The organism is Vreelandella indica (genome assembly GCF_037070225.1).
Classification (GTDB): domain Bacteria; phylum Pseudomonadota; class Gammaproteobacteria; order Pseudomonadales; family Halomonadaceae; genus Vreelandella; species Vreelandella arctica.
Genome location: NZ_JBANSO010000036.1, coordinates 19558 through 32142, shown reverse-complemented (window position 1 = coordinate 32142; position 12585 = coordinate 19558). Strand labels below are relative to the sequence as shown.

Genomic DNA, 12585 nt, shown 5'->3' with positions numbered 1-12585 from the left:
CCGAAACTGGGGGGTCACTGGTTCAGTGTCGCTTAACCCAGGAAAAGTGAAGGAAATCGAGCGTAATAAAAAGGCTGCTTAAGCTCAGCCATTTGGACAACTGGGTTGAAAATCACCGCACTCGCCAACCCGAAATAATAAGCTTATTGTCTCGCTTGTTACTGATAGGCTCCACGCGTGCTACTCGTGTCATATATCCTCCTGCTTGAAAGGTATTAACTTTTTATAACCTCTTCCTTTCTTAGCAGAGCTTTCGCCCTCTGACGAATTTATAGGCGAAATTTAACAACGGTTGAAAGTAATAAGTCTCCTTCAATACGTTAAGCGTTCTTGCCAAAACAAAATTGCCGGGCGCTCGGCCCGGCAATACGTCAGCGTGGTGACTGGCTAGTTACCGCGATTAATGATGCCTAGCACGATGATACTCACCACAATCACTCCAAGAATAATGACCACCACTGGGAGTAATTTATATAAACCGCTTGGTCGCTTCTTGGCTTCAGGCTGAAGATGTGGCTTGGACGATTCAAGATCCTCAGGCACCCGCTCACCAATGATGTGCTCTTTCTGTTCTTCCGGGGTTTTGCTTTCCTTAGTATCCATAAACACCTCCCGCGTTCCGGTCGAATAGGCGTCACTAACGCCTAGGTGAATGACTTACAGATTGACGACATCGAACGTAACCTCTGGATTGACGTCAGCATCGTAATCTACGTCGTCACGCTCGAAACCAAACAGCTTCAAGAATTCGTGCTTATAACCAGCATAGTCGGTAATGTCGAACAAGTTCTCGGTGGTCACCTCTGGCCATAGATCCTGACAAGCTTGCTGAACGTCGTCACGCAGCTCCCAGTCATCCAAACGCAGACGCCCAGCCTCATCCGTCACGAGTTCGCCCCGCTGTCCTTGGGCTGAGTAGAGGTGCTCGCCGAATAGGCGGTTTAATTGATCAATAGTGCCTTCGTGCAGCCCCTGCTCTTTCATGATGCGATAGACCATGGCGATATACAGCGGCATCACCGGAATCGCCGCACTCGCCTGGGTAACGACCGATTTCAGTACAGCAACGTTGGCGCCACCGCCGCTCGCTTTTAATTTGCTGTCGATCACCGCGGCAGCGCGATCCAGGTCTTCCTTGGCTTTACCTAACGCGCCATGCCAGTAGATCGGCCAGGTGATTTCGGTACCGATATAGCTAAATGCCACACTGCGCGCGCCTTTCGCCAACACACCGGCTTGGTCAAGGGCTTGCATCCACAGTTCCCAATCTTCGCCACCCATTACGGTGATGGTGTCGTCGATCTCTTGCTGGGTGGCAGGCTCTACTTCCGCTTCGATGATGGCGTCTTTATTAGTGTCGATTGCGGTGGCACGGTAGGTTTCGCCAATCGGCTTCAGGCTGGAACGCTTCAGCTCGCCGCTGTCAGGCAGCTTACGCACGGGCGATGCCAGCGAGTAGACCACCAGATCAATCTCGCCCATGTCTTGCTTGATCAGCTCAATGGCTTTTTCCCGCGCTTCATGGGAGAACGCATCGCCATTGATCGACTTGCTATAAAGCCCTTCCTGCTTGGCAAACTTATCGAAAGCCGCACTGTTGTACCAGCCTGCGGTGCCTGGCTTTTTATCGGTGGCGGGCTTTTCAAAGAAGACACCTAGCGTATCGGCCCCATAGCCAAACGCCGCGGTAATACGTGCGGCCAAGCCATAGCCACTCGAAGCCCCTATCACCAATACTTTTTTCGGGCCAGCCTGCTTATCCAAACCGCGGGCGCGGGTTGCTTCAATCTGCTCGCGAACATTCTGCTCACAGCCAATGGGGTGAGTGGTGGTACAAATAAAGCCGCGCACTTTGGGTTTAATAATCACATTGAACCTCGTTATAGGATTGATTTGGTTACCAACGTCGCCCTGCCAAGGCAACTTTTTGACTCAGTGGGGCTATTCTAGCTGTCTCCGTGCCGTGTGTCCGCTCTTGAGCTAATGTGTAGCCGTGCGCTATTGTCCGCCCTTGAGCTAGGGGCGCTTTCACGTCACGATAGTTGCCTAAGCACCGACTTTTCCAATGAGGCGACCATGAATGCACAGCAGCTAGTAGATGAACGTGGTGACCTTTGGCTAGCGCTAGCCCCGCTGTGGCTTGATCGTGAACCCAGCGAACGCGATTACGCCCATATGGTAGAGGTCGTGCAGCGCTACGACATGACCCTCAATGAACTTGAGTGGATGTTTCGCTTGGAAATGGCCCCGGTGATGTCTCGCCACCAGCTTTCAATCGCCAGCGAGTGGCGACAATTTGACGATTATAAGCTGATGAAGCAGTTGGTTAATCACAACATGCGCTTGAAGGGCTGGCGGCGCAAAAGCTGGGCGCTGTTTTCGGGGTTAACCACGATGATGGTTCGTCACCGCTGGAATGCGCTAATGAGCCGCGTCGCTGTCGTGCGGGGGGAAAAAATTTAGGGGTAGGTTTGATCCAACGCCTGCTCTAACGCCAGGCGCAACGGGCGCCCGTGATCGCGCGGACCAAAGCGGGCAATAACATTGCCATCGCGGCCTATCAGAAACTTAGTAAAATTCCATTTGATCGCTTTCGTACCAAGCACACCAGGTGCCTCGCCTTTAAGCCATATAAAGAGCGGATGCGCATCTCCCCCGTTCACTTTTACCTTCTCCATCAGTGGAAACGTCACCCCAAACTGCTGCTCTCCAAACTGGCAAAACGCTTGGGCGTTTTCCGGCGACTGGCGGCCGAACTGGTTACACGGAAAGCCGAGTACAGTGAAGCCGCGATCCCGGTAACGCTGGTAGAGGGTTTCAAGCTCTTTTAACTGCGGAGTGAAGCCGCATTGGCTGGCGACATTGACCACTAACAGCACTTGGCCGCGCAGTGCGCGCAGATTAAACGGCAGCCCTTGGTGGTTAAAACAATCTTGATCGTAAATCATCGTTGAGCCCCACAAACACCAAACGGCATAGCTATCACCATGCCACGACTCTACTTTTTACACCAGCGGCCCAGCGACCACTCTTAGTGCTAGCGCGATTAGTAGCACCCCGGTAACGCGGTTAATCCAGTGGGCACGTTGTTGCAGCCAAGGCAAAATGCGTGAGTGGGAAAGCAACACAGCCACCAACACGTACCAACCACCATCAATAATCATCGCTGTTAGCACTATTATAGCTTTGGCCACCGCACTCATGCCCGGTGTTACAAACTGACTTAGCAGGGCGACAAAAAAGAGGATTAGCTTAGGGTTACCTAACGCGACGAGCACGCCCTCTTTGGCTGCTTGGCCCCGGTTAGTGGTCATCACTACCGGCTGTAAGGCGCCCGCTTGACCGGCGCGCAACGCTTTAATCCCCAGCCATGCCAAATAAGCGGCGCCGCACCAGGTAATCAGTTGGAACAGCAGCGGAAAACCGGCAATTAATGCCCCCAACCCCCACACGGTCAATAGCGCGTAAAATCCCACGCCCAGCGCATGAAATATGGCTGCCGTGACACCGACAAAACGACCACCGCCTAATGTATGGCGTAGCACCAGTGCCAAACTTGGCCCCGGCGACATAGCGCCCATGGCACAGATAGCGGCAAGTGATAGCCACAGTGTCAACGGCATGCGATTTTCTCCTTGAAGGGACGACATCACGATATGAGGCGTAGGCGCCAGTATACGCTAAGCCAAGCAACACTTCGGCCAGCGTCTTAAATAACGCTGTTAGCATGGTACGCTGTTGGGTAAAATTTGCTTTTTTCGCACTTATTTCCACTTATAACTTTCAGAATCGCCGCTCAATGCGAGGGGCGTATGGCTAACACAGGACGGCAACATGGGTAGGGCTTTTCAGAACCGTAAGGAATCTATGGCCAAAACGGCCGATGCAAAGACCAAGGTCTACAGCAAATACGGGCGCGAAATTTACGTCTGCGCCAAAGCTGGTGGTACCGACCCGAACGGTAACTTAGCACTGCGCGGTTTAATGGAGCGGGCTAAAAAAGACCAAGTGCCCTCTCACGTGATTGATAAAGCGCTCGATAAAGCCAGCGGTGCCGGTGGGGAAGATTTCTCTGCCGCACGCTATGAGGGCTTTGGCCCTGGCAATGTGATGGTGATTGTCGACTGTCTAACCGACAACCCCAACCGCACCTTTGGCGATGTGCGCGGCTGCTTTACCAAAACCAAGAGTAAAATTGGTACGCCCGGCAGCGTTAGCCATATGTTTGACCACTGCGCCATCTTCTCCTTCGCCGGAAGCGATGAAGACGCCGTGCTGGAAGCATTGATGGAAGCCGATGTCGATGTCACCGACATTGAACAGGAAGAAGGCGAGCGTATTACCGTTTTCGCGCCGCATACCGACTATGCTAAAGCCAAACAGGCGCTGCTGGATGCGTTCGGCGAGATTGACTTTGAGGTTGACGAAATTCAGTTTCTGCCGCAAACCACCACGCCGGTTGAAGGCGATGACGTGGCAATGTTTGAAAAATTCCTGGGCATGCTCAACGAGCTGGACGACGTGCAAAACGTCTATCACAGCGGTGAGCTGCCCAAGGAAAGCGAGAGCTAATCACTGCCTCTCGAGGAAGCCGAGCCCACCGCGTTGCGAGTATCCAAGGCCGCATCCGGTGGCAACATCGCTGACTGTACGCCCGCGGCACTCAGCACTTTTTTGCCGCGTAAGGTAAGATCGGTAATAAACAAAAATTGCTGGCGAGGATCCACCGGGTAGGCGCGAATACGGTAGTGGGTGCCCCAGGGTTTCTCTTCGGCTACGACAATAATTGGCTTATCGAACTTCAGATAGGCACTGGTTAGCGCCACATCGCGCAATGCTTTGCGCACCCAGCCTGCTTCGTGCTCCGGGTGAAGATAGAAGCTCGCCACGCACTGCAGGCTGGTACCGCCGTTGTTGGCATTATAAACGGCGTGATCCCACAGCTTTAAATGCGGCACATAGACCAAATCATCGTCAGGGGTTTGGATGTCAACGGTGCGCAAGCCAACGTGCTTGACCTCGCCGTAGGTATCTTCAATCTGCACCCAGTCACCGGGCCGATAAGGCAGCTCTACCGCTGAGACAACGCCCGCTATCAGGCTGCTGACGTAATCTTTCATGGCAAAGCCAATGGCTAAGCCCAGCGCCCCCATAACGGTCACCATGTTGCGTAGCGACGGCTCAATAATTGTCGGTACGATGATGGCGAGCGCAGTAATTAATATCAGCAAGCGTGTCATCGGCACCAAGGCAAAAATACGAAAACGTACTTGGCCATGCATTCGATTGCCGATCCAGTTCAGCCCACGCTGGCTGACAATAATCAGCACAATGGTTGTTAGCAGCACGACACCTAACGTAATCAGCGTTTGGCTATCAATATCGTTAAACAGTCGCGCGTACTTCTGTTGTTCTTCCATGGAATGCCCTCCGTGGGCCTATCGAGAAGGGCTGCTTAAAGAGGGTCGACCAGATAATTACGCGATTCCAATAACTGACGAACGCTCGCGTAGCTTAGCGGTGCGACCTGCCAGCGCCCTTCGCAACTTAAAATAATGCCTTTGCGTTGCAGGGCTAAACGGGCATTCAGTGCTTCATGGTGTGAGAACGGCAGCACATCTCCTAGAGCGTGGTCATCAAGGCCGCCATGAACCAGTAACGCATGCAGTACCAATGTGGCGATATCCCCGGTGTCGGCGGAAAGCTCCGCCTCGGCGAGGGCATCCACCAGCCATAGGGCCTCTTCATCTTCTGCTTTTGGCTCACGCAGCCGCTCGCGCCAGTAGTGCCACGCAAGTCCTATATGACCACGGCAGTGAGCCGCTAAGCGCTGGAGCTCTTTATTAGGCGCTTTACCGTTTTGCTCAGATGCTGAATCGGACAATACCTGCTTGCCGGTTCGCGTACTGTAGACCGCTGGAGGCTGCCCCTCATGAGCCGCCATCGCCGCAAAGTAGTGTGACAGATGCTCACCCTCCATCGATTGCAGGGTAAACACCGGCGCGCCATCAATTCCGATCACCTGCTGAAGATACGCATAGGCCCAGCTGTCACAGCCAATCACGCCCTGTCCCAGACGGCCGCTTAAAGCGCGCTCAAGAAACTCACGAATACCCTGAATCCCTTGGGTATGGCGTAAAAAGTGGCGCTCAAGGGCTGGCACTGCCCACTTTTGTTGATTGACACAGCGCTCTACCCACTCAGTGCCCCCCTTGGTGAGTTCGTTAAGCGTGGGTGGCGGTAAACAGGCAACTTGGTGCTCTTCCGCCCACTGTTTAACCACCGATGTATGGCCGCTATGAGGTGGGGTAATAAAAAAGGTGACCGGTGCTTCGCAGCTTTCAAGCTGTTGCGCTAACGCCTTAGCTGCAAACGACCAATCGATGGGTGGCACTAGATGCGCCAGCCGAACCTCAGGTAGCGCGTGTAACTCGCTCTCTTCTTTCACTTGCTGCTCGGCAGCGCTCTTGCCTACTAGCCATGTTGACGCCGAGCGTAATGAACGTCTCCACTGGCTGGCCTGGGTCTGCTCGGGAGTATGAAATTGATCAAGCTCAACGACTTCCCACAAAGGTGTGTCGGCTGATGATGGCTGCTCCCCCATGTACCTATTCCTGTCGCTAGAAATACCAGCACTTTAGCACGGCATTCCTAAAGGCTAACCTCATAACCGAACTTATAGTCTAAAATAAAGTCGTTAAAAGCAGTATTTAACGCTCTTATAGGACGGATGTCGTAGGCAACAGCTAAAGGAGAAAGCGATGAGTGTTGTTCAGGTCAGCGAAGAAGAGCTACACGCCAAATTAGAAAAATGCATCGCTGGTGAGCGGCTATTGATCGAGCATGAAGGCAATCGATTCAGTGCCAGAATTCAGCATGTCGGCTTGCTTGGCGTGAAGGTAATTCCAGAAACTGAAATTAAAAACAGCCACCGCACGCCAGGTGATGTGGAAGGAATTACAGTGCCCTATAAAGAAATACTTGAGCTTGAAGTGAAGGGGGTGGTCTATAGCCTATTGCCGGAATAACGTGAATTTGATCTTGCACGCCCACAAGTTCGGCTAGGCGTGCAAGCTTTCCAGCTATAGCGATTGTAGAAGCGACGATGCCAACTGGCTTAGTACGTCAGGCAAATCTTACCAAAGTGCTGACCAGACTCCTGGTAGTGAAAGGCGTTAGCGATTTCTGCCAGCGGAAATTCCCGGTCAATAACCGGGTGCATATCGAGGGTTTCCAGCGCACGAATCATCTCGATCTGCTGGCGACGACTGCCGACGATCAAGCCTTTCAAATTCGCCTGCTTGGCCATTAATTTCGCGGTCGGTATTTCACCCTCACGGCCGGTGAGGATGCCAATTAACGCGATATGCCCACCGATTTTTATCGCATCAAAGGATTGTGGCAGCGTACCCGGGCCGCCCACTTCGACGATATGATCAACGCCTTCGCCGTTGGTAAGCTCTTTAACCCGCTTACCCCACTCAGGCGTCTCCTTATAATTGATGGTGTGCTCGGCGCCCATTTCCCGCAGCCGTGCCAGTTTTTCATTCGACGATGAGGTAGCGATTACCCGTGCGCCCATCAGGCGGGCAAACTGCAGGGCAAAAATGGATACCCCGCCGGTGCCCAGCACCAGTACCGTATCACCCGCTTTAATGTCACCATCGACCACTAAGGCCCGCCATGCGGTTAAGCCAGCGGTCGTTAACGTCGCTGACTCAGCATGGCTGTAACCCTTGGGCTGATGGGTAAACCACTCCACCGGGCGTATAACCTGCTCACGGGCATAGCCATCCACGCCGTCGCCCGGCGTGGTGCGAAAGTCACCCACTCTGGCCGGGCCTTCCAACCAGTGCGGAAAGAAGGTCGAGACCACATGATCGCCCACTGCGAACTCGCTTACTCCTTCGCCGACGGCTTCGACAACGCCCGCGCCGTCCGACATGGGAATACGCCCATCTTCGGCGGGAATCATTCCGGCGACCACAGCATAGTCATGAAAATTCAGTGAGCTGGCGTGTAAGCGTACTTTAATTTCGCCTGCGCCTGGTTCACCAGGGCCTTCCACCTGCTGCACCTTTAGGTTGTCTAGCCCACCTGGCTGTTGCAATGTAATCACTTGCATTAAATACCTCCCTTTACACAGTCGATGCTACTGAGTGGATGTGAATGTCACGTTATCAGACGAAGTATCTTCTGACACGTCCAGACCCAGGAAACCGCCAGACTGGCGCTGCCACAGGCTGGCATAGATGCCTCCTTTCGCCAGTAGCTCTTGGTGGGTACCGCTTTCCACCATACACCCTTCATCCACCACAATTAACCGGTCGAGCATGGCAATAGTCGACAGCCGATGCGCGATGGCAATCACCGTTTTGCCTTCCATCAGCGTATCCAGCTGTTCTTGAATGGCGGCCTCCACTTCTGAGTCCAGCGCCGAGGTGGCCTCGTCCAGGACCAGAATCGGGGCATTTTTGAGCAGCACCCGGGCGATCGCGATCCGCTGGCGCTGCCCACCGGAAAGCTTCACTCCGCGCTCGCCCACATGGGCATCCAGGCCGCGACGCCCTTTCGGGTCGACCAGATCATTGATAAAGGTGTCCGCATGGGCGCGGCACACTGCGTTCCAAACGTCTTCGTCACTGGCGTGGGGGCTGCCGTAACGAATGTTCTCGCGCAGCGAGCGGTGCAGCAGCGAGGTGTCCTGGGTAACCATGCCAATCTGGTGGCGCAAGGAGGTTTGAGTCACCTCGGCAATGTTCTGCCCATCGATCAATATCTGCCCACCTTGCAAGTCATAAAAACGCAGCAGCAAATTGGCCAGGGTGGATTTACCCGCCCCGGAACGACCAATCAGGCCGATTTTCTCGCCGGGTTTGATGGTCAGGCTCAATCCATCAAAGACGTTTTTACTCTCCCCTTTCGCCTGGGCGTATTGAAAGCGCAGCGCGTCAAACACAATTTCGCCATGGGGCACCTGAAGCGCTTTCGCATTGGGCGCATCGTTGATCGTAGGCTTCTGAGCGATGGTGTTCATGCCATCCTGAACCGTGCCAATATTTTCAAACAGCCCGGCGACTTCCCACAAAATCCAGTCGGACATAAAGCGGATACGCATGACCAGCGCGATGGCAATCGCCAAAACGCCCAGGGAAATCGCCTCTGTGTACCAGGCGCTGATCGCCATGGCCGCAGTACCTACCAACAGCGCCGTGTTGAGCAGCGTCAAACCCACGCTCATGATCGTCACCAAGCGCATCTGGCGGTGAACGGTGACCATAAAGCCTTCCATAGCGTCTTTGGCGTAGCGCTGCTCGCGCTCGGTGTCGGCAAACAGCTTGATGGTTTGGATATTGCTGTAGCTGTCCACCACGCGGCCGGTCATCTGGGCGCGGGCGTCCGCCTGGGCCATGGAGACATCTCGCAGGCGCGGCACAAAGTAGCGCATGATCGCCAGGTAGCCCACCAGCCATAAGCCCAGAGGGATCAGCAGCAACAGATCCGCCCGGCCTAGCAGGTAGGCCGCGCCAGTGAAATAGACGATGGCGTAGACCAATAAATCCATCACCTTGGTGACGGTCTCGCGGATCGCCAGCGCCGTTTGCATCACTTTTTGCGACACCCGCCCGGCAAATTCGTCCTGATAAAATGCCAGGCTCTGGCTCAGCATATGGCGGTGGGATAGCCAGCGGCCTATCATCGGGTAGTTGCCGAAAATACTCTGATGGGTGACCAGTGACTGCATCAGCACCAACAGCGGCAAGCCGATCAGCAGCACTAGCCCCAGGCCAGCAAGCCACAGGCCGTTTTCAGCCCAAAAGCCTGCACGTTCAACATTGCCCAGCCAATCGACCAGTTGACCCATGTAGCTGAAGAAAACCACTTCAGCCGCCGACACCAGCGCCGTGAACAGCGTCATTAGCAGTAACAGCGGCAACATCGGACGGGAAAAGTGCACAATAAACGGCATCAAGCCTTTAGGCGGCGTTTCAACGTTGCCTTCAGGATAGGGATCAACCCGCGTTTCGAAGTAACGAAATAGCGGCTGTAAAACACGCGACAGCATATATTTTCCTTGTGAAGAACGCGGGTAACATTGCCTACAGCGCCGATACCCTGACAGGGAAGCGGAAAAAATGCGCTACAACATAAGCTGAAACGTTAATAAGGCTGCGGAATTTCACCTTCATCGTCATCATCGTCACGCATCCGCGCCTGGCGGTCGGCCTCTTCCTCTTTGGCATCGTCGATGACTTCCATCAGCTCATCGACGTTAGCAATATGGGTGTCGGCATCGAAGTGGCCGGTGAGCTTGCTATCCGGATGTAGTTCGCCGGTTTCATACAGCGCCCACATCTCTCTGCCATATTCGGTATTCAGAAGCGCTGGCGCGTACTTACCGAAATAATCTCGCATGTTATCCACATCGCGATAAAGCATGGCGGCCGCGCTGTTATTACCGGCGGCGTCAACGGCCTGAGGCAGATCAATAATCACCGGGCCCGAGGCATCGACCAGCACATTAAATTCCGACAGATCGCCGTGAATCAAACCTGCGCACAGCATCCTAACCACGTCTTGAATGACTTTGGCGTAGTAGGTCTCAGCCTGTTCTGGCGTTAGCGTGACTTCGTCCAAGCGCGGTGCCACATTCCCCTCGGCATCGCTGATCATCTCCATCAGCAGTACACCGTCGACAAAGCCGTGAGGTTCGGGCACCCGTACACCCGCAGAGGCAAGACGATAAAGCGCATCGACTTCGGCGTTGAGCCACGCCTGCTCCTGCTCTTTTTGGCCGTAACGGGTTTTTTTGGCCATTGCCCGTGAACGGCGGCTGTTGCGCTCTTTACGCCCTTCTTGGTACTGAACAGCCTGTTTAAAGCTGCGCTGTTTGGCCTCTTTAAATACTTTGGCACAGCGCACTTCTTCACCGCAGCGCACCACGTAGACCTGCGCCTCTTTACCGCTCATTAACTGCACCAGCACCTCGTCGATCATTCCATCATCGACCAGCGGCTGTAATCGCTTAGGGATTTTCATGGTTAGCTGCGTCGGCTCCTCTTTGGTACGCGTTCAATAACGGATACGGCGAACACGGAAAGCCCGCCCTTTTAATTTATCACGCTCGAGTTTGGCCTGGGCCTGCTGAACTACATCGCGCTCAACGGCCACATAGGCACTGCGCGCCAGCACTTTAATCTTGCCCACTTGGTTACCACGCAACCCGCCTTCGCTGGTCAGCGCGCCAAGAATGTCACCGGGGCGCAGTTTATCTTTCTTACCACCGGCTAATTGTAACGTCGCCATTAGCGGCTCAAACGGCACTGAGTGCTGGGGTTTAGGCAAAGGTTCGGAGGCAATAGGTTGCTCCAGCAAGCCTTCTAGCCTCTCCAGCCGGTAACTCTCTTTAGGGGTCACTAGCGTACAGGCAATACCGCTAGCCCCGGCACGCCCTGTGCGCCCTACCCGGTGAACGTGAACATCTAGCTCGCGGGCAATCTGGTAATTGAACACGGCGTCCAATTGGGCAATATCCAAGCCGCGGGCGGCCACATCGGTGGCCACCAGAATAGAAGCACTCTGGTTAGCAAACAGAATCAATATACGGTCGCGATCTTTCTGCTCTAAATCGCCATTCAGCGCCACAGCGCTAAACCCGACATCCGTTAGCTGCTCAGCCACTGCCTGGGTTTCGCGTTTGGTGTTGCAAAACACCACACTGGTGGCAGGCCGGTAGACCAGCAGTAGTTGACGCAGGGCGTCAAATCGAGCGTCTTCATCGGCGACGCTATAAAAGTGCTGCTGAATCGTCGTGGCATCGTGCACTTCGGCGATTTTAACCATCACAGGCTCACGCATTACGCCGCGGGTCATCACCGTTAGGCCGCCCGATGACTGCTCATCGGGGAACGTCGCGCTGAACAGTAGCGTTTGGCGGTCAGTCGGGGTGTCAGCAATGATGTCATCAATGGTGGCCTGAAACCCCATATCCAGCATGCGGTCGGCTTCATCCAGCACCAGTATCGAGAGCGAATCGAGGGTCAGCGACCCTTTGCGCAGATGCTCGTCAATACGCCCAGGTGTACCCACAACAATGTGCGCACCATGCTCTAAAGAGCCGAGCTGGGGCCCAAACGGTGCTCCCCCGCAAAGGGTGAGTATCTTTATATTCGCCATGCCACGAGCCAAACGGCGCAGCTCTTCTGCCACCTGGTCAGCGAGCTCACGAGTGGGGCACAGTACTAAGCCTTGCACCGCAAAGCTCTCTACTTTCAATTTAGCCAGCAGCGCTAAGCCAAAGGCCGCCGTTTTACCTGAGCCGGTTTTCGCCTGCGCCAGCACATCGCGTCCGGCCAACATAGGCGGCAGGCTTTCAGCTTGCACTGGCGACATTTCATGGTAGCCAAGGGACGCAAGGTTGCTCAGCAAAGCTTGTGGCAACGCTAACGAGGAGAAAGAGGAGTCAGACACGATATTACCTTGCTTGGGCCACACGTGGGCGGCCATCGGAAACACAGCGTGCGCCCCCTGGAGGGCAAGTGACGCACAAACATAACGGCACCATACCAGAAAGTGCTTCGGCCT

At 54.4% G+C, this 12585-nt stretch carries 13 protein-coding genes; 3 read left to right on the top strand and 10 right to left on the bottom strand.

The window, feature by feature from the left end:
- Positions 1 to 387: 387 nt before the first annotated feature.
- Both V8L71_RS18650 and fabV read right to left on the bottom strand, forming a co-directional pair.
- A complete protein-coding gene (locus V8L71_RS18650; RefSeq protein WP_336275102.1) occupies positions 388 to 603 on the bottom strand; it encodes a hypothetical protein in 216 nt (71 codons plus the stop codon).
- A gap of 54 nt (positions 604 to 657) precedes the next feature.
- A complete protein-coding gene (fabV, locus tag V8L71_RS18645; protein ID WP_336275101.1) occupies positions 658 to 1869 on the bottom strand; it encodes an enoyl-ACP reductase FabV in 1212 nt (403 codons plus the stop codon).
- Positions 1870 to 2076: 207 nt separating this feature from the next.
- Between fabV and V8L71_RS18640 the strand changes: the two genes are divergently transcribed.
- Positions 2077 to 2463 (top strand): DUF7079 family protein, encoded by a 387-nt coding sequence (locus tag V8L71_RS18640; RefSeq protein ID WP_336275100.1) that lies wholly within the window; start codon positions 2077 to 2079, stop codon positions 2461 to 2463.
- On the opposite strand, the gene V8L71_RS18635 is transcribed toward V8L71_RS18640, so the two are convergent.
- Together V8L71_RS18635 and V8L71_RS18630 are read right to left on the bottom strand one after the other, a co-directional pair.
- Positions 2460 to 2948, bottom strand: a complete 489-nt coding sequence (locus V8L71_RS18635; protein ID WP_336275099.1) for a glutathione peroxidase — start codon at positions 2946 to 2948, stop codon at positions 2460 to 2462. The genes V8L71_RS18640 and V8L71_RS18635 overlap by 4 nt on opposite strands.
- 57 nt (positions 2949 to 3005) lie before the next feature.
- Positions 3006 to 3623, bottom strand: a complete 618-nt coding sequence (locus V8L71_RS18630) for a LysE family translocator (protein WP_336275098.1) — start codon at positions 3621 to 3623, stop codon at positions 3006 to 3008.
- 211 nt (positions 3624 to 3834) lie between these two features.
- Between V8L71_RS18630 and V8L71_RS18625 the strand changes: the two genes are divergently transcribed.
- Complete coding sequence (locus tag V8L71_RS18625) at positions 3835 to 4572, top strand: YebC/PmpR family DNA-binding transcriptional regulator (protein ID WP_336275097.1); 738 nt, start codon at positions 3835 to 3837, stop codon at positions 4570 to 4572.
- Here the strand turns inward: V8L71_RS18625 and V8L71_RS18620 are convergent.
- Positions 4569 to 5420, bottom strand: a complete 852-nt coding sequence (locus V8L71_RS18620; RefSeq protein ID WP_176301880.1) for a mechanosensitive ion channel family protein — start codon at positions 5418 to 5420, stop codon at positions 4569 to 4571. The two genes, V8L71_RS18625 and V8L71_RS18620, sit on opposite strands and share 4 nt — an antisense overlap.
- Positions 5421 to 5455: 35 nt before the next feature.
- Positions 5456 to 6604 (bottom strand): hypothetical protein, encoded by a 1149-nt coding sequence (locus V8L71_RS18615; RefSeq protein ID WP_336275096.1) that lies wholly within the window; start codon positions 6602 to 6604, stop codon positions 5456 to 5458.
- 157 nt (positions 6605 to 6761) lie between these two features.
- Between V8L71_RS18615 and V8L71_RS18610 the strand changes: the two genes are divergently transcribed.
- Positions 6762 to 7028 (top strand): hypothetical protein, encoded by a 267-nt coding sequence (locus V8L71_RS18610; protein WP_336275095.1) that lies wholly within the window; start codon positions 6762 to 6764, stop codon positions 7026 to 7028.
- Between the two features lie 89 nt (positions 7029 to 7117).
- Here the strand turns inward: V8L71_RS18610 and V8L71_RS18605 are convergent, their stop codons facing one another.
- The 4 genes from V8L71_RS18605 to dbpA form a co-directional block, all read right to left on the bottom strand.
- Entirely contained in the window at positions 7118 to 8125 is a 1008-nt protein-coding gene (locus V8L71_RS18605; RefSeq protein ID WP_336275094.1) for a zinc-dependent alcohol dehydrogenase family protein, read from the bottom strand.
- Between the two features lie 27 nt (positions 8126 to 8152).
- On the bottom strand, positions 8153 to 10066 hold the full coding sequence (locus V8L71_RS18600) for an ABC transporter ATP-binding protein (protein WP_336275093.1): 1914 nt from the start codon (positions 10064 to 10066) through the stop codon (positions 8153 to 8155).
- Between the two features lie 95 nt (positions 10067 to 10161).
- Entirely contained in the window at positions 10162 to 11040 is an 879-nt protein-coding gene (locus tag V8L71_RS18595) for a PA4780 family RIO1-like protein kinase (RefSeq protein WP_336275092.1), read from the bottom strand.
- A gap of 33 nt (positions 11041 to 11073) precedes the next feature.
- Positions 11074 to 12507 (bottom strand): ATP-dependent RNA helicase DbpA, encoded by a 1434-nt coding sequence (gene dbpA / locus V8L71_RS18590; RefSeq protein WP_336275103.1) that lies wholly within the window; start codon positions 12505 to 12507, stop codon positions 11074 to 11076.
- Positions 12508 to 12585: the final 78 nt, after the last annotated feature.

Bases quoted from the DNA above. Each gene is read 5' to 3' on its own strand.
- V8L71_RS18650 (WP_336275102.1), bottom strand. From the start codon at position 603: ATGGATACTAAGGAAAGCAAAACCCCGGAAGAACAGAAAGAGCACATC.
- V8L71_RS18640 (WP_336275100.1), top strand. From the start codon at position 2,077: ATGAATGCACAGCAGCTAGTAGATGAACGTGGTGACCTTTGGCTAGCG.
- V8L71_RS18635 (WP_336275099.1), bottom strand. From the start codon at position 2,948: ATGATTTACGATCAAGATTGTTTTAACCACCAAGGGCTGCCGTTTAAT.
- V8L71_RS18630 (WP_336275098.1), bottom strand. From the start codon at position 3,623: ATGCCGTTGACACTGTGGCTATCACTTGCCGCTATCTGTGCCATGGGC.
- V8L71_RS18625 (WP_336275097.1), top strand. From the start codon at position 3,835: ATGGGTAGGGCTTTTCAGAACCGTAAGGAATCTATGGCCAAAACGGCC.
- V8L71_RS18620 (WP_176301880.1), bottom strand. From the start codon at position 5,420: ATGGAAGAACAACAGAAGTACGCGCGACTGTTTAACGATATTGATAGC.
- V8L71_RS18615 (WP_336275096.1), bottom strand. From the start codon at position 6,604: ATGGGGGAGCAGCCATCATCAGCCGACACACCTTTGTGGGAAGTCGTT.
- V8L71_RS18610 (WP_336275095.1), top strand. From the start codon at position 6,762: ATGAGTGTTGTTCAGGTCAGCGAAGAAGAGCTACACGCCAAATTAGAA.
- V8L71_RS18605 (WP_336275094.1), bottom strand. From the start codon at position 8,125: ATGCAAGTGATTACATTGCAACAGCCAGGTGGGCTAGACAACCTAAAG.
- V8L71_RS18600 (WP_336275093.1), bottom strand. From the start codon at position 10,066: ATGCTGTCGCGTGTTTTACAGCCGCTATTTCGTTACTTCGAAACGCGG.
- V8L71_RS18595 (WP_336275092.1), bottom strand. From the start codon at position 11,040: ATGAAAATCCCTAAGCGATTACAGCCGCTGGTCGATGATGGAATGATC.
- dbpA (WP_336275103.1), bottom strand. From the start codon at position 12,507: ATGGCCGCCCACGTGTGGCCCAAGCAAGGTAATATCGTGTCTGACTCC.